Annotated in this window: 18 protein-coding genes and 1 pseudogene; 4 read left to right on the top strand and 15 right to left on the bottom strand. The window is 41.6% G+C overall.

Annotated features, from left to right (window positions below):
• Nucleotides 1–525: 525 nt before the first annotated feature.
• Nucleotides 526–1,055, bottom strand: a pseudogene (locus ACRWQM_RS07100) (DNA topoisomerase); the annotation flags it as partial.
• Between the two features lie 172 nt (nt 1,056–1,227).
• On the opposite strand from ACRWQM_RS07100, the gene ACRWQM_RS07095 reads away from it, so the two are divergent.
• The gene (locus ACRWQM_RS07095; RefSeq protein ID WP_434931694.1) at nt 1,228–1,785 is read left to right on the top strand and encodes a hypothetical protein; all 558 of its coding nucleotides are present in this window, start codon (nt 1,228–1,230) and stop codon (nt 1,783–1,785) included.
• Between the two features lie 636 nt (nt 1,786–2,421).
• Here ACRWQM_RS07095 and ACRWQM_RS07090 read toward each other — a convergent pair.
• The 7 genes from ACRWQM_RS07090 to phhA all read right to left on the bottom strand — a co-directional run bounded on the left by ACRWQM_RS07090 (nt 2,422) and on the right by phhA (nt 10,185).
• Entirely contained in the window at nt 2,422–4,431 is a 2,010-nt protein-coding gene (locus ACRWQM_RS07090; RefSeq protein ID WP_434931693.1) for a DNA topoisomerase III, read from the bottom strand.
• A gap of 151 nt (nt 4,432–4,582) precedes the next feature.
• Nucleotides 4,583–5,290, bottom strand: coding sequence for a nucleotidyltransferase family protein (locus ACRWQM_RS07085; RefSeq protein WP_434931692.1), 708 nt, complete (start codon nt 5,288–5,290; stop codon nt 4,583–4,585).
• A gap of 6 nt (nt 5,291–5,296) precedes the next feature.
• The gene (gene maiA / locus ACRWQM_RS07080; RefSeq protein ID WP_434926433.1) at nt 5,297–5,947 is read right to left on the bottom strand and encodes a maleylacetoacetate isomerase; all 651 of its coding nucleotides are present in this window, start codon (nt 5,945–5,947) and stop codon (nt 5,297–5,299) included.
• Nucleotides 5,948–6,018: 71 nt separating this feature from the next.
• Nucleotides 6,019–7,005, bottom strand: a complete 987-nt coding sequence (locus ACRWQM_RS07075) for a fumarylacetoacetate hydrolase family protein (RefSeq protein WP_226415152.1) — start codon at nt 7,003–7,005, stop codon at nt 6,019–6,021.
• A 272-nt stretch (nt 7,006–7,277) separates the two neighbouring features.
• Nucleotides 7,278–8,816, bottom strand: a complete 1,539-nt coding sequence (tyrR, locus tag ACRWQM_RS07070; protein WP_434931691.1) for a transcriptional regulator TyrR — start codon at nt 8,814–8,816, stop codon at nt 7,278–7,280.
• Between the two features lie 160 nt (nt 8,817–8,976).
• Nucleotides 8,977–9,315, bottom strand: coding sequence for a 4a-hydroxytetrahydrobiopterin dehydratase (locus ACRWQM_RS07065; protein WP_226415150.1), 339 nt, complete (start codon nt 9,313–9,315; stop codon nt 8,977–8,979).
• Between the two features lie 72 nt (nt 9,316–9,387).
• Nucleotides 9,388–10,185 (bottom strand): phenylalanine 4-monooxygenase, encoded by a 798-nt coding sequence (phhA, locus tag ACRWQM_RS07060; protein WP_434931690.1) that lies wholly within the window; start codon nt 10,183–10,185, stop codon nt 9,388–9,390.
• A 317-nt stretch (nt 10,186–10,502) separates the two neighbouring features.
• Here phhA and galE point away from each other — a divergent pair, with 317 nt between their 5' ends.
• The 3 genes from galE to ACRWQM_RS07045 all read left to right on the top strand — a co-directional run bounded on the left by galE (nt 10,503) and on the right by ACRWQM_RS07045 (nt 12,499).
• Nucleotides 10,503–11,516 carry a UDP-glucose 4-epimerase GalE gene (galE, locus tag ACRWQM_RS07055; protein WP_434926436.1) on the top strand — a complete coding sequence of 338 codons (1,014 nt, stop codon included), beginning with the start codon at nt 10,503–10,505 and terminating at the stop codon, nt 11,514–11,516.
• Between the two features lie 40 nt (nt 11,517–11,556).
• Nucleotides 11,557–12,039 carry a ferredoxin-type protein NapF gene (napF, locus tag ACRWQM_RS07050; protein ID WP_434926437.1) on the top strand — a complete coding sequence of 161 codons (483 nt, stop codon included), beginning with the start codon at nt 11,557–11,559 and terminating at the stop codon, nt 12,037–12,039.
• A gap of 109 nt (nt 12,040–12,148) precedes the next feature.
• Entirely contained in the window at nt 12,149–12,499 is a 351-nt protein-coding gene (locus ACRWQM_RS07045; protein WP_226415139.1) for a bactofilin family protein, read from the top strand.
• Nucleotides 12,500–12,545: 46 nt separating this feature from the next.
• Here ACRWQM_RS07045 and ACRWQM_RS07040 read toward each other — a convergent pair whose 3' ends face one another.
• The 7 genes from ACRWQM_RS07040 to ACRWQM_RS07010 form a co-directional block, all read right to left on the bottom strand.
• Nucleotides 12,546–12,971 (bottom strand): GFA family protein, encoded by a 426-nt coding sequence (locus ACRWQM_RS07040; protein ID WP_434931689.1) that lies wholly within the window; start codon nt 12,969–12,971, stop codon nt 12,546–12,548.
• A complete protein-coding gene (locus ACRWQM_RS07035) occupies nt 12,972–13,643 on the bottom strand; it encodes a DUF2982 domain-containing protein (RefSeq protein WP_434926439.1) in 672 nt (223 codons plus the stop codon).
• Nucleotides 13,644–14,447 (bottom strand): YdcF family protein, encoded by an 804-nt coding sequence (locus ACRWQM_RS07030; protein ID WP_434931688.1) that lies wholly within the window; start codon nt 14,445–14,447, stop codon nt 13,644–13,646.
• 165 nt (nt 14,448–14,612) lie between these two features.
• A complete protein-coding gene (gene mak, locus ACRWQM_RS07025) occupies nt 14,613–15,509 on the bottom strand; it encodes a fructokinase (RefSeq protein ID WP_434931993.1) in 897 nt (298 codons plus the stop codon).
• Between the two features lie 73 nt (nt 15,510–15,582).
• Nucleotides 15,583–16,380, bottom strand: a complete 798-nt coding sequence (gene cysQ / locus ACRWQM_RS07020) for a 3'(2'),5'-bisphosphate nucleotidase CysQ (RefSeq protein WP_434931687.1) — start codon at nt 16,378–16,380, stop codon at nt 15,583–15,585.
• Between the two features lie 233 nt (nt 16,381–16,613).
• Entirely contained in the window at nt 16,614–18,698 is a 2,085-nt protein-coding gene (locus tag ACRWQM_RS07015) for a family 16 glycosylhydrolase (RefSeq protein ID WP_434931686.1), read from the bottom strand.
• Nucleotides 18,699–18,847: 149 nt separating this feature from the next.
• Nucleotides 18,848–21,469: a glycoside hydrolase family 3 protein gene (locus ACRWQM_RS07010; protein ID WP_434931992.1), complete on the bottom strand. Its 2,622-nt coding sequence runs from the start codon at nt 21,467–21,469 to the stop codon at nt 18,848–18,850.
• Nucleotides 21,470–21,511: the final 42 nt, after the last annotated feature.

Below are 21,511 nucleotides of genomic sequence, written 5' to 3'. Positions count from 1 at the left end.
ATTTCAATATTAATAATACAAAAGTTTGATGCACTTAAAGAAAGTATTTTTTACTTAAATAATGAAATCGAATAGAAATCCTATCCTGTAGGAATAGCATAGTAGAAAAGTGGTAATTACCAGCACGAAAGTACAAAAATAACTGACAAGGATTATATCAAGTCTTTACCAAATGACTTTTAACATTTAAAGCGATCAGAAAAATTTTTAATTCCCAAAAATTAACATGCGACAAAATTAACTTGTCACCCTTTTTTGAAATAACAACATAACCCCTTTCGTTTTGAATTATCAATACCTATTACTATTTTCCAAACCAACAGATTCAACCTATAGTTTTACAAATATGGTCTAAATAGCCACAGCATGAGACATAAGTTCAATTCAACACAGCAGAACAGCTTGATAACTATCAAGTAAGCAATGGGGGAATGAGTTATTATTGCATACGCCTGACAGTAAACAGCACCTTATCGTCAGACCAAAGTTCCCCTGTCACAGCTTGCCGCCTTCTTAGCCTTTCGTTTAAGCTTTCTTTTTATTCGTTTTTTTAAAGCTGCGTTTCGGTGCACTGCTAGCTAAGCCTTTTAGTGCTGATGGACGCTGGCTAGATGTTGGCTATTGAGGTTATCTAATTGGCTCAATAATGGCTGCATAAACAAATCATAGCTAAGCCGTTTTTGACTGATGGCATCCAAGCTGTTTTCCCATAATGCGGTCATATCAGAAGTAGTTGCTGATTCTGGCAAACTGCGGATTAAACCAGTTCCCACTGGGGTGGCCAATATCGATTTACCCTGGCAAACTAAATAACCACGCTTAAACAATAACTCAATAATCCCTGCTCGAGTCGCTTCGTTGCCAAGGCCATCAGTTTTTTTATGAATGTTCTTAATTTCACCGTTTAATAAATAGTGACTAATGCCTGTCATAGCAACCAATAAGGTGGCATCAGTAAAATCCTTTGGCGCCTGGGTCATTTTTTCTAATAACTCGCCGCGCTCACATTGCAGTATCTGACCTTTTACTAATGGTGGCAACGGCTGCAACGCCTCGTATCAAATAATAGAAATTTTGGCCCGCGAAACGAAACTACTTATTCATTGAATAAAATGTCCCATTGCACTAAAAATAGTGATATTTTTGCTATTAAGTAGTCGTTTTTTGTACAAAAAATGACTACACTCCTTTGCCCGAATTTGCGGGTAATAACTAGGAGTTGCCATCTTGGGTAACACACGCTTAATCCGCAACAAGCTCCACCTCATCTGGTTAGTTTTTTTATTAAATGCCTGTGCAATGCCACTGCTGCTGTTGTCTCCACAAGGGCAAATGATGTGGGCATTAATGAAGCCTTTAGTTGGATTAGACCCTAACGATGTCGGCCTGTTTGAGCAGCCCATGGTCAAAGACAGAATGCAGGCGATTTTAGGGCCGCAATATGGCAATGCCATGAAAATACTGGCAACGGCCGATGAAATTCAACAACAAGGCCCCTTGTATTATGTGATTTCCAACCACAGCCCAATTCCTGATATTGCCGACAAAGCAGGCTTTGTGTGGAATTCAGATAATAACCAGATGGCAGTGATGTTACTTACTGGCGGTTCACCGCAGATTTTTGCTGAGAAACTGGTGAAAGACACAGTCAACACCAAAGTTGAACAGACTCAAGAGCAAATAACACAAGCGGGTAAAGATGAACTGGCTCAGCAAGTCCCCCTTTGGCCCACAGAGCTTACCGCCATCATTGAAGCTAAGCAGCTTACTAACCCCCTTAACTAACACATTACAGAAGCCCCCTGCGTTAGTGCATCAATCGACTAATGCAGGAAAAGCACTAAATGCGGACATCAAAGCATTATCTTTAAGCACTTTTTATAAAAATTATTTATATACAAAACCTTGCAACCAGCCACACTGAAAAATAATGTAAATTGTAGTAATGAATTACACGAAAATGAGTTAAATTCTGTTTTGCTAAGCGTTCAATCGTATGCCAAAGATAATGAATTAAATGTGTATTTAAAACTTAATGACAATGATGATATTTTTAGATTTATGGAAGACCTAAACATCTAAGAGCTTGGTGAAGATAAGCCTGATTAATTTAAACCAATTACGCTTTATACGTAGGCATTTAAGTTGATAGGTTATAATTACCCAATTTATAGGACCAACAAACCAGATCCATCATTATAAAACAATAAGATAGTCCACTTTCAAGGTCACTCAAGCAAGATGATGAGATCACTGCCTAAAAGGCAGTATGACATGAATTTATATAAGCTGATTGGCTAAATTAACTGATTTCATTCAGAAAAAGTGATATCAATCCACCATATCTAACCCATTAAATGGGTAAACGCTGTAGTGAGCTTGAGCCATTTATCTTAAGGGAAATTCAATCCTGTGAGTAATTTAGCGCTTAGTTTGTGCTTTAGCCCTTGGTGTAGTGGTTGATTTGAAACTTGATCTAGTACTTGCATTAGCCTTCTTCTTAAAAAGCCTTTTCGCGCCCTTATGAGGGCTGGCAACACCTTGTAATGCTGACGGTAACTGACTAGATGCTTGGGTAATTAGGTTATCTAATTGACTCAATAATGGCTGCATAAATGCATCATATTTAAGCCGTTTTTGACTAATGGCGTCCAAGCTATTTTCCCATAATGCGGTCATATCTGGAGTAGTTGCTGATTCTGGTAAACTGCGGATTAAGCCAATACCGACCGGTGTAGCAAGAATAGATTTACCTTGTCTAACTAAGTAACCACGCTTAAATAACAATTCAATAATCCCAGCGCGAGTCGCTTCGGTGCCAAGACCATCAGTTTCCTTAAGAATTTTCTTAATGTCACTATTGGTGACATAACGGCTAATTCCGGTCATAGCACCTAATAAGGTGGCGTCGGTAAAATGCTTTGGTGCCTGAGTCATTTTTTCTAATAACTCGCCGCGCTCACATTGCAGTATTTGCCCTTTAACCAAGGGTGGCAACGACTGCACCGCATCGTCGTTATCGTCTTCACTGTTGTTTGAATGTGTATTGGTATGACTTGCCGTAGCTACCCGTTTAAACAGTTGCTTCCAACCTAAGCTTTTATCTTGACGTGCTTTAGTGGCAAAAAGACCACCAGCAATAGTGACTTCAACTGTAGTTTCTGCATAAATATAAGCTGGGTAAAACTGGGCTAGATATTGGCGCGCAATATGCTGATATAACATTGCCTCATTACTGGATAACGATGATAAATTAGCCACTTTCTCTGTAGGCACTATGGCATGGTGAGCATCTACTTTACTGTCGTCCCACGCCTTAGATTTAAGCTTGGCGTTAGGCATTTCGCAACCGTCAACTAATCCGGCCGCACCATTAAGTACCGCATCCAATACTTTAGGAACCAAGCTATGTTGATCTTTGGGTAAATAGCGGCTGTCTGAACGTGGATAAGTAATCAATTTATGCCGCTCGTACAAGCTTTGACAGGTATCTAACACCTCTTTTGCCGATAGCCCAAAGCGCTTTGCTGCATCGATTTGCAATGCTGATAAGCTGTAAGGCAATGGTGGGTTTTGGCGTTTATCTTTGGCCTCAAGTTTGGTGACTTCTGCGGGTTGACCATGAATACGCTTAACCACATTTTCGGCCAAGCCTTTGGCTAATACCCGGCCGTCTTCATCCATATAAGGCTGGCAAGCTTCGCTAGGTTGCCATTTAGCACTAAAGGTTTGTTGTTGATCGGTAACTAAATGTGCCACCACCTCATAAAAAGACTTGGGCTTAAAATCGGCAATCTCATCATCACGGCGCACCACTAACCCAAGTAAGGGGGTTTGCACCCTGCCCACTGACAACACACCTTGATAACCGACCTTTTTACCTTGAATGGTATAAGCGCGTGTCATGTTCATGCCATATAACCAATCTGCACGGCTGCGGGCTAATGCTGAGGTGGATAATGGAATAAAGTCTCGATTACTGCGCAATTGCCCTAATGCCCTTTTAACCGCTTGCGGGTTTAAGTCGCTAATTAATAGTCGCTGAACTTGATTAAGCTTGTCACCCTTTACGCCCAGGTAAGAAATCACTTCATCGACTAAAAGCTGACCCTCGCGGTCGGGATCGCCAGCATTGATTATCGACGATGCTTGCTTAACCAATTTACGTAACACGGTTAATTGGCTGCGGGTTTTAGGTTTGGGTTTTAATTGCCAGGTTTGCGGAATAATCGGTAAATGCTCGAGTTTCCATGATTTAAACGCTGCATCATAGGCATCAGGTTCAGCTTGCTCGAGCAAATGACCAATACACCAGGACACACAATCGCCGTTGGCTGCGGTAATAAAGCCCTCACCTTTTTTATGCGGTTTAGGCAATACATCAGCAATGGCTCGGCCTAGACTGGGTTTTTCTGCAATGTATAAAATCATTCAATACTCAAGCACTGTATATATTAACAGTAAAATAGCGGATTGAATCATGTTTAGCAAGTTATCAGCCATTAAAGATACACGCCATTACTTGAGGTATGTAATTGGCTCAATGCTATTTCTGAGTACTTATGGCGTGATGTTCTATGTTTTAGCCGTTGGTTTTAGCCGTTGGTTGCAGTATTAATTTTGGATAGCGTTCAAGCCACTTTTTCTGGATGACACGCTGTTCAAATATACTTGATGAGCGCTTTGGGTTATGGCTCAGACTAAAATTAAATAAACATGCTAATTCAAAAGCATGGATAAATTCCAATGTGTTGGCGCTAATGCAAGAGCCAGTTTTCACATTAACGCTATAACTGGCATGCTGCGGGTTCACTTTAACCGCATTCAACTTAACCGCTATCGCAGTTTGTTTTTCAGGCCAATACCCCATTGCATCGAGACATGAATGATATTGTGGGTCTTGATTACGAATATGCATTCTGGCTTGATTTTTAACCGACCAATTTAGCGGCATCAAGCTTAACAGTATTTGCTGAATGTGCTTGTCTTGAGCTTGGGTGATGTTTTTTTCGCAATAGTAAATGACATCGATATCATTTAACTCGCTTAACTCACTGATTGAACAACCGTGCAGTTTATCCCAAACAAAGTCACGTACAAAGCCGGCAGCAATAGCCCAGTCGATTATATTGAGTTTGGCAAACACTTGTGCACAAACCGTTAAAGCCTGCATCCGCATTGCATCTTGCTCAAACCACTGATTTAATTTAGCTAAATCAGCTAACGGTGCTGAGTGTTCTACACTGGGCTTGTCAGCGGCTAGTTTTACAATACTGTGTGGCGCAGGCATTAGGTATTAACTCGCGTCAGCTTGTTGTTCTGGTGCTGCTTGAATAAAGGCATCAAGTTGGTTGCAGTTCTGCCATACACGGACAATGTTTGGGTAAGCATCCATAGGCACCTTAAAGCGCTCGGCATTATAAACCTGTGGCACCAGGCAAATGTCAGCCAGAGTGACCTTGTCGCCAAAACAAAATTGGCCAGAAAAACGTTCAAGCTGCGATTCTAATGCGCTAAAACCAACATGAACCCAATGATGGTACCAGGTCATTTTTTGGGTTTCATCTACGCCCATTTCTTTGACTAAATATTGTAATACCCGCAGGTTATCGAGTGGGTGGATTTCACAGGCAATAGCTTGCGACATGGCGCGCACCACGGCTTTATCTTCTAAATTAGTCGGTAGTAAATTAATTTGTGGGTGTTTTTCGTCAAGGTATTCAATAATCGCCAAAGACTGGGTCAGGCTAAACTCGCCTTGTTCGTTGCTATCAACTAACGCAGGTACTAAGTGCTGGGGATTAAGTTGATGAAATGCCTCTGAATGTTGCTCACCACCATTATTCACTAAATGCACTGAAATATGTTCTGCGCTTAATTGCTTAAGATTAAGTGCTATGCGAACTCGGTATGCGGCACTAGAACGCCAATATCCATACAATTTCATCTTATTTTCCCTATAAAAAAGGCAATAACATGGTCTGTTATTGCCTAAATATCATCTTAATTGATAATGAATTAACCTTTGTACTCAACAACTTTTTGGTCAATTGAACCAAAAATGCTGACATTGTTATCGTCAAACATCTCGATACGAACCGTGTCACCAAAACGCATAAATGGCGTGCTTGCTTTGCCATCGGCAATAATTTCAAGCATACGTTTTTCAGCTAAACAGCTTGAACCGGCACTACGATCATAATTAGAAATAGTACCTGAACCGATAATAGCACCTGCTCCCAAAGGACGTGTTTTCGCAACATGAGACACTAGCTGACTAAAATCAAATGTCATGTCCACGCCCGCATTTGGGCGACCAAATAATTCACTGTTTAAATGCGTCACTAACGGCAAATGAACCTTGCTGTCTTGCCATTTATCACCTAATTCATCAGGAGTAATGGCCACAGGAGAAAAAGCACTTGACGGTTTAGACTGGAAGAAGCCAAAGCCTTTAGCTAGCTCACCAGGAATAAGATTACGTAAAGATACGTCGTTAACTAACATCAATAATTTAATATGCTTAGCGGCGTTTTCACTGCTTACACCCATTGCAACATCATCAGTGATGATAGCAACTTCTGACTCGAAATCGATACCATACTCTTCACTGGCCATTTCGATATCGGCTTTAGGAGCGATAAAGCTGTCTGAACCACCTTGGTAGACTAATGGATCTGTCCAGAATGTTTCTGGCATTTCAGCGCCGCGAGCTTTACGCACTAACTCAACGTGATTCACGTAAGCACTGCCATCAGCCCACTGATAAGCGCGTGGTAATGGTGATAAACATTTGCTTTCGTCAAATGCAATCGCATTGTCCATTTGGCCAGCGTTCAACGCTTCATATAATTCTTGTAATTGCGGGTTTAATAAATCCCACGCGTCAAGTAGTTGCTGCATAGTGTGAGCAATAGCAGGTACCGCGACAGCTTTAGTTAAATCTTTGCTTACTAACATAAGTTGGCCATCACGACGACCGTTGTTATAACTTGCAAGTTTCATTATTGCTCCTAATATTCGAAAAGTCTGTCGGCCGTATAAGAATGCGAGCCAATCAGAAAATACAGCTTGATTGATGATAGAAATAACCGATAAACCGTGCAATAAACAGCTTGTGAGCTGAATCACATATCCTAGTATCAACCCTGATTTTGTAAATATTTATATACACTTATAAACACAACCTGAAAATGATGATTTTCAGGCTATACATTGGCTAAATAGCCAACAAAACTGTGGCATCAAAACGTTACAGTGTATTTTTCACTGACCACCTATCGTTTCTTTGAAATACTGTAATCACGTAATTTATTCGCAATAGCAGTATGTGATACGCCAAGCTTTTTAGCTAATTGACGGGTACTTGGATAAGCAGGATATAAACGACGTAATAAATTCGCCTCATATTCTTTCATCGCTTCATCTAATGTGCCTTCAAACTCTTCATCAAAGTAGCCAAAACCTTCGGCATATGAGGGCAATTTAAGTTGCTCAACCGTTAATTCAGCCGAACCATCCCACATAGACACTGCACGGAAAATAGCATTTTTCAACTGACGCACGTTACCTGGCCATGCATAGGTAAATAAATAATCACGACAAGAGGCTGATATTCTGCGCAGCGGGCTGGATAATTGATGACTGTAATGCTCTAAAAACATTTCAGTTAACGGAATGACATCAACCTTACGCTCACGTAATGATGGCATGTGATAACTCAGCACATGAATACGATAATAAAGATCTTCTCTAAACTCACCAGATTGGCATAGCTCGGCGAGATTTTTTTGAGTCGAACAAATAATTCGCACATCCGCACGCACTTCTTCATCACCGCCCATGCGCCTAAATGCACCATCTTGTAATAAACGCAGTAACTTAACCTGAGCAGCTTTAGACATTTCGGCAATTTCATCTAAAAATATCGTGCCACCTTTTGCTTCAGCAAAAAAGCCCCGTTTGACAATCTGCCCATTATTAACAAAACCAAATAGCTCTTCTTCAGCCACACTGTCGGGTAATGCGGCGCAGTTAATGGCTATAAATGGATGCTCACGGCGCATACTGGCGTCATGACTAGCTCGCGCCATTAACTCTTTACCTGTGCCAGTTTCACCCGTGATAAGTAACGGTGCATCTAATTGCGCCATTCGCTTAGCTTGCTTAAGCACATCTTTCATTTTGTCACTGACCGCAAGCACATTATCAAAACCTGTGGTTTGGTTCTGTAACGCATTAAACTGTTTACCTACCCTGGCTGGCGATTTAAGTGATACCACTGCGCCAGCAAGAATGGTTTTGTCATTATCATCAGGTAGATAAATGGGCAGCATTTCGGCTAAGTATTCACTGGCATTAATGGTAACTCGCGATGCAATGGCAGGCACTTGAGGCTCGCTTAACCAACGCACAAAGTTAAAACCCTGCACCCAATGATTTAATGATTCAGCTACGACTTCATGTTCGGCCATATTTAGGGTCAATAAAGCCGACTCGTTGACAATACGAATACGTCCCTTAGCATCAAGGGAAAATACCGAATCTGGTAGGGTTTTTAATAAGGTTTTTAACGCGTAATGCTCTTGCTCTGAAGGCATGAAAGATACCGTACGCACATCGTGCACACTTTCTACCTTACGGATAAGGGGCATTAACTCGCGCAACATTTCAAAACTGATTTCGGCAAATTGCAGATACAAAAAGCCTTTGTTGCTAGCATCGATGGCAATTAAATTAATACCATATTTTTCAAGTACGACGAGGATGTCTTTCGCGAGGCCGACGCGATCGTTACAACTCACTTCCAAACGCATAATGCTGTGATTCCCTAATTATTGGTGTTTTCTTTGGAAACTGCGCATACGGTAGAGTGTTATGATAGAGGTGGCAAGTGAAGTTTACAGCAGAATTGTAACAGAGAAAGAATTCAGCACGTTACGTTTACGTAAGATGCTGAATTATTTGGTCTTGTTATTAGTCTAACAACTGGTCGGTCTTGGCGGCCATAATAAAGTCATTCTTGTGTAAGCCCTTAATTGAGTGCGACCACCAGGTTACAGTGACCTTACCCCATTCGGTAAAAATACCTGGGTGATGAAATTCTTCTTCTGCCAGATCAGCAAGCTTGTTACTAAATGCCATGGCTAATTTGAAGTTTTTAAATTTATACACTCGCTCTAATTGCATTACGCCATCACGCACTTCAACACCCCAATCAGGGATCATTCGTACCAATTCACCTAACTCGGCATCGGTTACTTTTGGGGCATCTGCTTGGCATGCTTCACATTTCATTTCAGATAGTGCAGTCATTGGGACTCCTAAATACGGCTAATTTATGAATAAGAATTAAAAAATAACACTGCAAAGTTCGCCACAAATGGCTTAACTTACTTTTACTTTGGGGGCAAATTTAGGTTCAAACATCCCCAGTTCACGGGCTTTTTTCACATAAGCCATAATATCCATCTTGGAAATTTCATCCAAATATTCAATATCTTCGATAACATAATATATCGGTTGCATGATATCGATGCGATACGGTGTTCTCAATACATCCAATAAATCAAACGGTTTAAGCTCTGGCTTATCACTTAGCGCATATAAGGTTTCGCCAGGGGAACTTAAAATGCCTCCACCATAGATGTTTAAAGGGCCATCTTTAGCTTGTACTAGACCAAATTCAACGGTAAACCAGTATAACCGAGCCAGAAAAACGCGATCTTCTTTTGATGCCGCTAACCCTAATTGACCGTAAATATGTGAAAAATTGGCAAATGCTGGATTAGTTAATAAAGGGCAGTGACCAAAAACCTCATGGAATACATCAGGTTCTTGTAAATAATCAAATTCTTCTTTAGTGCGAATAAAGGTTGCTACCGGAAATTGCTTACTGGCCAGTAATTCAAAAAACTTACCAAATGGAATTAATGCCGGAACCGCGGCGGTTTTCCAGCCAGTTAATTCTGTTAAGACATTATCGAGATCAGGCAGTTGAGGTATTTTATCAACTGACATATTTAATGTCTGAATACCTTGTAAATAGGCATCACATGCTCGCCCTGGCAAGTTAGTAATTTGGCGCTGATACAATTGCTGCCATAAATTATTCTCTTGGTCTGAATAATTAATATACCCTTGGCTATCAGGTTGATGAGAAATATATTTTGTCACGTTGCTCATTAGTTCCACTTTACGTCAACTTCACTCCCTTCATATTGTGCTATGCCATCGATTTTGTTAACTCCCTCACACTTTATAGTCGGGTCAACAATGTTAGCTTTTTGTAAACATAAGCATACATTGGCGTATACTCTTAAAAAATACCTAATTATATCAGACCAATATAATGGATAGGATTTTTGACAAACTTGGTAACGACTCGACATAAACCATCATAATTACCCGTTAAATCGGTTTTTTTATAGTAATTCTAAGCAACTGATTTACAATAAGCACTAAAGGCAAATTCAAAACTTTAGATAATTTAGGATATAAACATGGCAATTTTAGTGACCGGTGGTGCAGGTTATATTGGTACCCATACAGTTATAGAACTATTGGCTATAGGACAGGAAGTCATTATTGTAGATAATTTGTCTAATTCAAGCGTTGAAGCGTTAAAGCGTGTAGAACGTATTAGCCATAAAACGGTAACTTTCTACCAAGGTGATGTACTAAACAAAGCCTTGCTGCAAAAAATATTCTCCGATCATGAAATTGACTCAGTTATTCACTTTGCTGGACTAAAAGCTGTGGGTGAATCAGTCGCTTTACCGCTCAAATATTATGAAAACAATGTCACTGGCAGCATCATTTTATGCCAAGTGATGGCTGAACATAATGTTAAAAATCTTGTTTTCAGTTCATCTGCAACTGTGTACGGCGATCCGGCCAGTTTGCCCATTAAGGAAGACTTCCCGACAGGTGCAACTAACCCTTATGGCCAATCAAAGCTGATAGTTGAACATATTTTAGCTGATTTATATCATTCAGATAACAGCTGGAATATTGCCTGTTTACGCTACTTTAATCCTGTAGGTGCCCATGATTCAGGCTTAATTGGCGAAGACCCTAATGATATTCCTAATAATCTTATGCCATTTATCGCACAGGTTGCCGTGGGTAAACGTGATAAATTGAGCGTTTTTGGCGGTGATTACAATACCCCTGACGGCACTGGAGTGAGGGATTATATCCATGTTGTTGATTTAGCCATGGGACATTTAAAAGCCTTAGATAAACTCTCAACCAGCCCTGGATTAGTCACTTATAACCTAGGTACAGGGATTGGTTACAGTGTGTTAGAAATGGTTAAGGCATTTGAAAAAGCATGTAATAAAACATTAGCTTATCAAATAGTAGACCGCCGCGCTGGCGATATAGCCTCTTGCTACGCAGACCCAAGTTATGCTGCCAGCGAGCTTAATTGGCATGCTACTCATACTATTGAAGATATGGCCAATAGCAGCTGGAAATGGCAGTCACATAACCCTAATGGTTATAAAGCCTGATTTATTAGGCGTCAAAAATCAGGACAATCTAGGAGTCACAATGAGTCAATCTGTCAACCAAGGTCGCCGCAGTTTATTTAGCCGTCGAAAGAGTAATGCATTAAGGCCGCCTTGGGTAAAAACAGATATTGAATTTACTGATATTTGTACTCGTTGTGATAACTGCATTAAAGTCTGTGAAACCAGTATTATCAAGCGAGGGGATGGCGGTTTTCCTGAGGTTGACTTTACCCTTGGCGAGTGTACTTTTTGTCAAAAGTGCGTCACAGCATGTGAGGAACCTTTGTTCGACACTGAACAACACGCACCTTGGCTGATTGTAGCCAATATCAAACAAACCTGCTTAACTTACAATGGCGTATGGTGCCAAAGCTGTAAGGATGCTTGCGATCCGCGCGCGATAAGTTTTGTCATGGCGGTAGGGCAAGTCCCAAAACCGATTATTGATACCAGTGCATGTACTGGTTGCGGAGCATGTGTGTCGCCCTGCCCTTCAAATGCCATTGCATTAGCAGCACCTTAAAGTAATATTCAAACTCACCTTAATACTGATTTTTAATTTACATGTCAGTCAAAATGATTATATTAATGTCCATTGCAAATAATGATGTTAAAAAAAATAAGAGCAACTGATGTTTAATCCAAAAAAAGACACGCCCCAATTAAGTTTTATTGCCCAAGGCTGCGAGCTCACCGGAGATTTTCAATTTAATGGCGACGTGATGATAAGCGGTAAAATACTCGGGGATATTATTACTCAAGGTAACGTTGTCGTCGAAGCAGGTGGTGAGGTTAATGGCGATATTCAATGTCAGGATGTCAGTATTACAGGCCTAGTAAAAGGCACTGTGCAATGTCAAAAGTTACTCATTTCATCAACGGGCTTATTTGACGGTGATGCTTACAGTGAAAAATTAGAAGTGATTGATGGTGGGCAGTTTTTAGGCCAGCGCCACCGAGAATCAAAGCATACAAAAAACTAACTAGCAGGTATCATCATCCCATTTAACTAACCGTAAATGCATTTTATTATGTTTTTGAAACGCTTTCATTTCTCGCCTGCGGGTACCTTTTACAATTGTCGTCAATCTTTAACCACTTAACTTGGCTGTCGGTGTAAATATGATACTTAGGTGAAACTAAGTTAGGGTTATCTAAGCTAGCAATCGATAGGGTGATATATTCTGCATAATCTTGATGCCGATAACTCAAACTACAGCCACACTGTTGGCAAAAACCACGCTTAATTTTTTCTGAAGAAGCAAACTCTGTTACTTTGCCGATAAGCCAAGAGACTTTGTTAACCTTAAAATCCATCCATGACATGACGACAGCACCAGATGAACGTTGGCATTGACGACAATAACAATAATCCGCATCAAACGGCTGACCAACTATCTGGTAACGTATCGCGCCACATAGACAGCCACCTTGAGAAATGATGTCATCACTCATTTACATTCCTCGCATCGCTTTTTGCTGCCACTCACGCAATAAAGTGAGCATCTCTTTTGAGTCTCGGTCTAGTGCATCATGGGATACATATAAATGAAAACCCAAATTTTCTGCTAAGGTTTCACTTCTGCGGCCAAACATAGCTAATACTCCACGGTAACGTTCACCATGGCTCACAAACGGGCTAAACTCTGCACTTAAGTATTGTTCTAAACTGTGTAAATCTTCATCATGAGTCGCCGCTGTCATTAATAGCGGCCGCTGCTCAGTCAATAAACCCGTTGCAAGTCTAGGTGAAATAGAATCTAACACAGGGTTCATTTTTTTCACTTTAAAGCCAATATAGGGTAGCTCTATTAACTCCATATTTTGGGTTACTCTGACATTATCGATCCGCTGTAAATTGAGCCACTCAAGCGTCACTTGGCCACGACGGTGAAAATACGTCACTCCTGTTTCATTTAATTCAAGGCTTATCAAAGGTTCGTTTAGTTTAGCGGCGCCCAGCAACACACTTACACTTGATAACCCAAACAACACCAATGAAAATGGAAATAAGCTACTGTATTGAATAAATAACACAAAGCTAATCAACAGTCCTGTCGCGCCCGCTAATGTAAACGTCAGCCCATTACGTTTTGTATGTGGGTATATCGCTAAAGCTTCAGTCATTTAATTCAATTCCTTATCAAGTGACAGTTGATTTACCATTTGATCAGCCGACACACCTTTAATACTCAGCCACAACATCCCCACGTACTCATGAATACTTCTTTGGGATGCCAACAAATTACTAGCATCAATACGCCACCGCACACTTTTTTGCGCAATAAAATCTGCTGGTGCGGCTTGGGGGCTCATTCCTAATGCGCTAAATATCATCATAGAGCGCGGCATATGGGTTGCAGATGTGACTAATCTAAACGGCTGTTGTCCAATAAGTCTATATAAAAACATTGCTTCTTCAATAGTGTCTTTTGCTTCAGGAAAGCTAATAATAGTGTCAGAATTAACCCCTAACTCGATTGCAGCCTGCTTCATGATGGTAGCATGGGCGGTTTGCATATAGCCGCCATTCCAGCCACTGACGATCAACTGACAATTTTGTCCCAGTGATAACTGACGCACACCTTCGGTTAACCGCCCTAAAGCAGTGGCCGATAGTTGATGCACTGCGGTTAACCCTGCTTTCTCACTATGGCCCGAGCCTAACACCATCACCACACAGCGCTGACGTGAAATAATCGGCACTGAATTTACTGGGTACTGAGACTCTAATGAATTGGCTAAATAATAGCTGCTATCAGATTGGCTTAAACCAACCAGTATTGCCAGTGCTGCGAGTAAGCTTAACTTTACAATAGACTCTAATTTTGATGCTGCAAATGTCATTAATAACAAAGAGACTAAAATGAATAACACCGTTAGCGGAATAGGCATAAATAATTGTGAGATGATTTTTTTAAGCCAAAACATTCAATAGCTATCCAATTGAGAATAATCGCAATAGTGTAACGACTCACCCTCAAATTAGCGAAAGCAATTTGAGTAGTTTTACAATTATTTAGCTGGGCCACAAAAACAAAAATGCCATTGAATCATCAATGGCATTTTTAGGCTGATTTGCATTGGGCTTCGAACTTACTTACCCCATAACCACGCCGCACCACGTACACCCGATGAGGCACCAAAGAGGTTTTTAACCACAGGTGTGCGACACTCACGACCAACCACATATTGGGGTAATACTTTTGGTAACTCAGTGTAAATGGCGTCGATATTAGATACTCCACCACCTAACACAATAACGTCAGGGTCCATCATATTAATCACATGCGCTAGTGAACGGGCTAAACGGTCAATAAAGCGATCAAAAGCCTGCTTAGCAAACTCATCACCTTCAGCCATCATTTGTGCAATTTGAATACCGCTAGTTGCTTCGCCGCCAGCCGCACGAAAATCACGCACAAAGCCAGTACCCGAAATAAAGGTCTCAATACAATCTTTATTACCACAAAAACACTCGGTTGAATGATGCTCTTCTGCCGTCATCCAGGGGAGTGGATTATGACCCCATTCACCGCCAATACCATTACCACCGGCATGCACTCGGCCATTAATAGCAATGCCAGCGCCACAGCCGGTGCCTATTATGCCACCAAATACCACACCTTTACCCGACGCAGCGCCATCTACGGCTTCTGATACCGCAAAACAATTTGCATCATTAGCGACTCGGATTTCGCGCTCTAAACGAGCGCCTAAATCTTTGTCTAAAGGATGACCATTAATCCAGGTCGAATTGGAGTTTTTGACTAGGCCTGTAAATGGCGAAATAACCCCAGGAATACCTACACCTACCGAGCCTTTCTGGCCCAGTGTTGTTTCGGCTTCATTCACTAGGCTGATAATCGCATCTAAGGTGTCAGGATAATTTCGTGGTGTCGGTATACGTTTTCGAAATAACTCATCACCGTTGTCAGCCAACGCCACTAATTCAATTTTGGTCCCACCAAGGTCAACGCCCATGCGCATCATAACTTGTCTCTCCATTTAATTATTATTCATTCTGGTGTCGTATTTGGCTGACGTAAACAAATGATTTATTAGGCTAACGCTCAAACCATGCCGCTGATGCAGCAATAAAATACGGATTTAAAATATTTTCTTTTTGGTTGTACTGTAAAGGCGTTAATGCCGGATATTCAACCACAACACCACCAGCACTTTCTAAAACCGCTTGTGCTGCTGCGGTATCCCACTCACTTGTTGGTCCAAGTCTTGGATAGACATCAGCTTGGCCTTCGGCCACCATACAAAATTTTAACGAACTGCCGACGCTGAGCATTTGATGCTCGCCCACAGTGTGTAAATAATCAGCAACATCAGGGCTTACATGTGAGCGACTGCCGACAACAACAGGTATAGGCAAAATATTGCGCTGGCTAATATCCAAACGACTAACTTGGCCATTATGTTCAAGCCAGGCACCATTCCCCACAATACCGCTATAACATTTGCCTAAAACGGGCGCATAAACCACACCCGCTATTGCTTGCCCTTGATGTATCAAGGCGATGTTGACGGTGAACTCACCATTACGCTTTATAAATTCTTTAGTGCCATCTAACGGGTCGATTAACCAATAAGTCTGCCACTGCTTACGCGTCGCCCAGGAAATGTTGGCATCTTCTTCGCTCATGACAGGGATATCGACAAAATGACTTGTTAACCCTTTAATAATCACATTGTGGCTAGCTATATCGGCTGCAGTTACCGGGCTATCATCCTGTTTAATCTCTACCTGGAGGTCGGTTTGGGCATAAACATCCATAATGGCATTACCCGCTTGCTTGGCAATAGTCACTATTTGCTGCAGCTCAGCTTGAGAAAGTACAAAATTAGACAAATCAATTCCTTAGCAAAACGCTTGGTTCATTAAAACACTTAATAATGGCATATTATGCCATTATTAAGATCATTGATTTATAACTATTTGATTGTACTTCTATCAAAAACAACTAACTTGGACTTGATACTATGCTAAGCACTGAGTCAGGCAAAGAAAACAGTGCGTTTTTGCATTCGTATTCAATAAAAACACTTACAATAAGATGCACTTAAATCAGTGTAGCCCTGAGTTTATTGGGTCAGCTTAATATTATCAATTTGCAATACCACACCTTGTTGGTCGCCCCACTTAGGAAAAATAACAATCGGGGTATCAACTTTGGCTAAATCCAGACTTGAGCCGTTGTTAGCCACCAGATCAGTTAATGCAATATCATAATGGGTCCATACACCTACGTCGGGAGGCATTATGTCAAAATCTCCAGAACTACACGGGGTTTGACAGTCCATTTTAATCTTCATACTTCGCACTTCACGCAGATCTGTCACCACATTCAAATCGAATGATAAGAAGTTAAACCCGCTGAAATCCATCACAGTGCCACTGCTTTGATAAAATCCTACAGCTTCATTGGTGTTAAAGGTTAATTGGGTCACTATTTTATGTTCGCCTCCAACATCAACTTGCTCCTCTAGTAATTGTCCAGATGCTGCAAACAAACCAAAAGCATAGGGCGCCACAGCGGCATCATCATATACCACCAATTCAGTCTGCTGAGCCACTTGGTATTCATAACGAATATTATCCAGTTTTAATACCACAGGGCCTGTTGGTTCGATAACAAATGGATTAACAACATCGGTTAAATTGACCGTACTGCCGGGTGAAAAGCGATTACCACCGGCCACAAGACTGGCAAATGATATTCTGACTTCTTGCCATTGATTGAGGTTATCCGGCAGTGAAATACTGATATCGCCAGTATTTGGCCAACCACTATCCACTTTAACCAATACTTCTGTTCCCTCTGCAATTGAGGTCACATTAATATCAAACACTAACTCACCAAGCTCTTGCCAATGGGATAAATCAACTCGAGGAGAATATTCAAAAAATAGATTACCTACCGCTGCTGTTTTGGTGATTTCTAGGACCTGACCACGCACATCATCGCTACCAACTTGATAGGTTATCGCACCATCAGGATTATAACTTCCAAAAGATAAATCTGTGTTAAGTGCAATGGCATCGGCATAACTAAATAGGCTAAAAGTGGGCCCTTGACCAAATTGCGTATCCGGTATCACAATCTCTGGGGCGCTGTGACCCGGCACAATAATCGCCGCATCATCAATAGTGGCGCAACCTGCTCCCGTATTTGGAGAGTCGGCGCATTCATACACGCGCACATAATCAATTTGCATTGCCTGAGGGAACACACTTTTATCAATACCCGTATTATTGACATTCGCCGCCCAAGACCCGCCAACTGCAAGATTCAATAACATATGAAATTGTTGATTAAAAGGTGCATCATCGGGTGCATTGACAGTATTGCCATTTTCATCAATGTATTGGCTATACCAACCAGATGAGCGTTGCGTCGCATAATGAACATCATCAACATACCAACGGATCTCATCTTCTTGCCATTCTAGGGCGTAAACATGAAAATCATCGGAAGGGTTTTGTGCGTTAGGTAAAGCGTAATCTTGTCCACTGTAAACATTATTCGGCCAGGTTTTGCCAAAATGCAGTGTGCCGTGAACCGCTGATTCAGGTTCGCCTCCATTGGTCACCGTTTTTAAGTTAACGGCTTCCATGATATCTATTTCACCCGATCCAGCCCAAGGGCCATATACCCAGTCAGTTGGCAACATCCAAATAGCAGGCCATGTGCCCTGGCCTTGCGGTAATTTAGCGCGAATTTCAAAACGGCCATATTTCCAGTCACCTTTATTTTTGGAGACTAACCTTGCCGAGGTATAGTCCAAAGTTTTAGACGTATCTAAAGGATCATAATTTGGATCAGAGTCATTCACCGCAGGCCCAGAGAATGTCTCTCTTAGGGCGGTGATGGTTAATAACCCTTGCGCCACCTGCGAGTTTTCAGATCTTGCGGTATAACATTGGGCTTCGTCATTACCACCACCAAAACAATCAACTGCAAAACTCCACTTGCTGCTATCAACTTCAGTACCGTCAAATTCATCTTGCCACACCATTTGCCAACCCGTAATGCTTGTGGGAGGTGTTGCTTCAACGTCGGCAACAACGGTGGAATTGTCTGAACCGCACCCTAATAAAAACAGTCCTGACAAGACAATCGCGGTGATATTCAGCTTAAAAGGTAGCCTATTTATTTGCTGATTCATTTTTGCTCCTAAACGAAATTTAATCGCGCTTTGTCAATAACGGCGCCCAACTCAGGGCCCATCAACTGCTTTCACTCGGCACATTTTTGCATGCACTTAGCTAAGCTTTACTGATATCAGCAAAGCTTAGCCGCACTGTGGCTTAATGATTAATTACATTGAATAGTGTTTGGTTGATGGTTTGCTTGAATAATGACATCGCTAAAGCTCAGTTCAACCTTAGCGTCTGTTGCAAGGAAAAAAGGCGATACAATTTTGCCAAAATCCATTGACTCAGATGCAAAACAATTCAATGCCACACTGACATTATTCCACTCGCCAACAGTCACTTGCTTGCTAATGTCGTACTGAGGACGACAATCGCCTTCACACGCCATACCCAGCCACAAAGGTTGAGTTAATGCAGTGTCAACCTTAATGCTAAACGACAACGCCGAATCAGTATTACTATAGGCACGAAAATCTCTTGGGAAATTACTCAGTAAACCCACTGTACCTAATTCAGTACCATTAAATGTCACTAAACGGGCATCTTCTTGAACAACTCTGTCCATGGTGCGAATTTTAAGCGCACTATTTTTAGCCACACTGCTGCTGAGTCCTTCTCGCTGCGTTGCTGTAGCAATAAACATTGACCATGGCGATTTAACCGCACGTTCAAATAACGCTAAATCTTCAAGAGATTGAGTTGATGACAAATTATCTTCTGATAAATTATCTAAGGTGATGACATCTGTTGGTGCAGATTGATAGCTTAAACCGTAACCATAGGGAATAAGTGGTTGATAATTGCTGCTTAACGCAACTAATGCTTCCATTTCTAAAGGCACATTGACTGAAGTTTGTTGCGGGTTAGCCGGCCATGAAAATGATAACTTACCGACAAAATCATGGTTAACTTTACCCTCTGCATCAGTAAACAACACATCTGCAATGCCATTACCTTCCGAACCGGGTAACCAAGCTGCAACAAAAGCATCCGACTGATTAAGTTCTGCATTAACCCACATTGGTCGGCCGCTGATAAACACCGACACCACAGGTATGCCCTGTGCTTTAAGTTTTTTAAGTAATGCTAAATCACGTTTATCACCGCGTTGATATTCTACATTATCAATGTCGCCATTACCTTCGGCATAAGGCTCTTCACCAAACACCACTATGGCCACATCCGGCTTTTGCGCCAATTCAAACTCACCATTGACACTTAATATCGCTTTGCCGCCAGCTTGCGTAATGACATTATCAATGCCAGCGAAAATAGACGTTGCCCCAGGAAAATCACTGTTTTTATTGTCAGTACCTTGCCAAGTAATAGTCCAACCACCTGATTGCTTACCGATATTATCTGCAGCATCACCTGCCACTAATACGGTCAACTTAGGCGATAATGGCAATAAATTTTGTTTATTTTTTAACAACACGAGTGATTCACGTACTGCTTGTCTTGCTACTTCACGATGACTGGCTTGACCAATTAACTCAGTTTTACCCGAAAGTGGTCGCTTAGCAGGACTAGGTTTATCAAATAATCCAGCACGAAATTTAACCCGTAAAATACGCGTCACTGCATCATCAATTCTAGACTGGGCAATTTCACCACTGTTAACTTGCTCAATTGTATTGTAATACAGGGGTTTCCAAGCAGCGGTTGGCACCATAAAGATATCCAGTCCGGCATTGGCCGCTTGCGCACATGATTCATTAGTACAACCAGGCACTTGTCCATGGCCGTTCCAATCACCCACAACAAAACCATCAAAGCCAAAGCGACCTTTTAGTACATCCGTTAGTAAGTATTGATTGCCGTGAATTTTATCGCCGTGCCAGCTGTTAAATGAAGCCATAACAGATTGAGCGCCTGCAGATAAACCACCGACATAGCCTTGGGCATGAATAGCATATAAATCTTGCTCGGAAGCAACATTATCCCCCTGATCTATGCCCTTTTCTGTGCCGCCGTCACCGATAAAATGCTTTACCGTTGACAACACATGTTGATCACTTAAAAAGTCACCATTGACAGCACCTTGCAGACCTTCAACTATCGCAAAGGCATAATCCCTTACAATACGAGGGTCTTCTGAATATCCCTCATAAGTGCGGCCCCATCGGTCATCACGCACAACTGCCACTGTAGGTGCAAACACCCAGTCAATGCCCGTTACCATGACTTCTTTGGCGGTAATTGCGGCAATTTTCTCGATTAACACTGGATTGTCTGCTGCACCTAAACCAATGTTGTGCGGAAACAAAGTCGCACCAATCACATTGTTATGGCCATGAACCGCATCAGTGCCCCACATTGTCGGAATCGCTATCCCGTCAACAGAATCATCTATCGATGCTTGATAAAAATTTTCAGCCAGTTTTATCCAATCAGCTGGCGTAGCATGCTTATCGTTATTGGGATAAGCACCACCGCCATTAAGGTATGAGCCAAAACCATATTTACGCATATCCTCAACTGTAATATCGCGAATTTCAGGCTGGATCATTTGCGCCACTTTTTGCTCAAGTGTCATGGTCACTAATAATTTGGCAATTTTATCCTCTAATATAGGATCAACCGCTATAGCCGGTGCTTGCTGAGGCCAAAGACTAATATCTTTAGCTGGCACAGCCTGCAAATTTGCCGCAGAGGTATCAACTACAACCGCAAGAGTCTTATCAGCACCCTCTACCGGAGTAGATACAACCTGAGGCTGACACCCGATTAACCCCAAACCCATCAAGGTCGAAAAGGTTAGCATAGTACGGCTCAACGGCATCACTGCGGATAAACTATGGCGCACAGCAGAATCATTTTTTGT

Origin of the sequence: Shewanella sp. HL-SH5, from assembly GCF_051163755.1 — a bacterium.
GTDB classification, from domain to species: domain Bacteria; phylum Pseudomonadota; class Gammaproteobacteria; order Enterobacterales; family Shewanellaceae; genus Shewanella; species Shewanella glacialimarina.
This window is presented reverse-complemented; position numbering and strand designations above follow the sequence as displayed.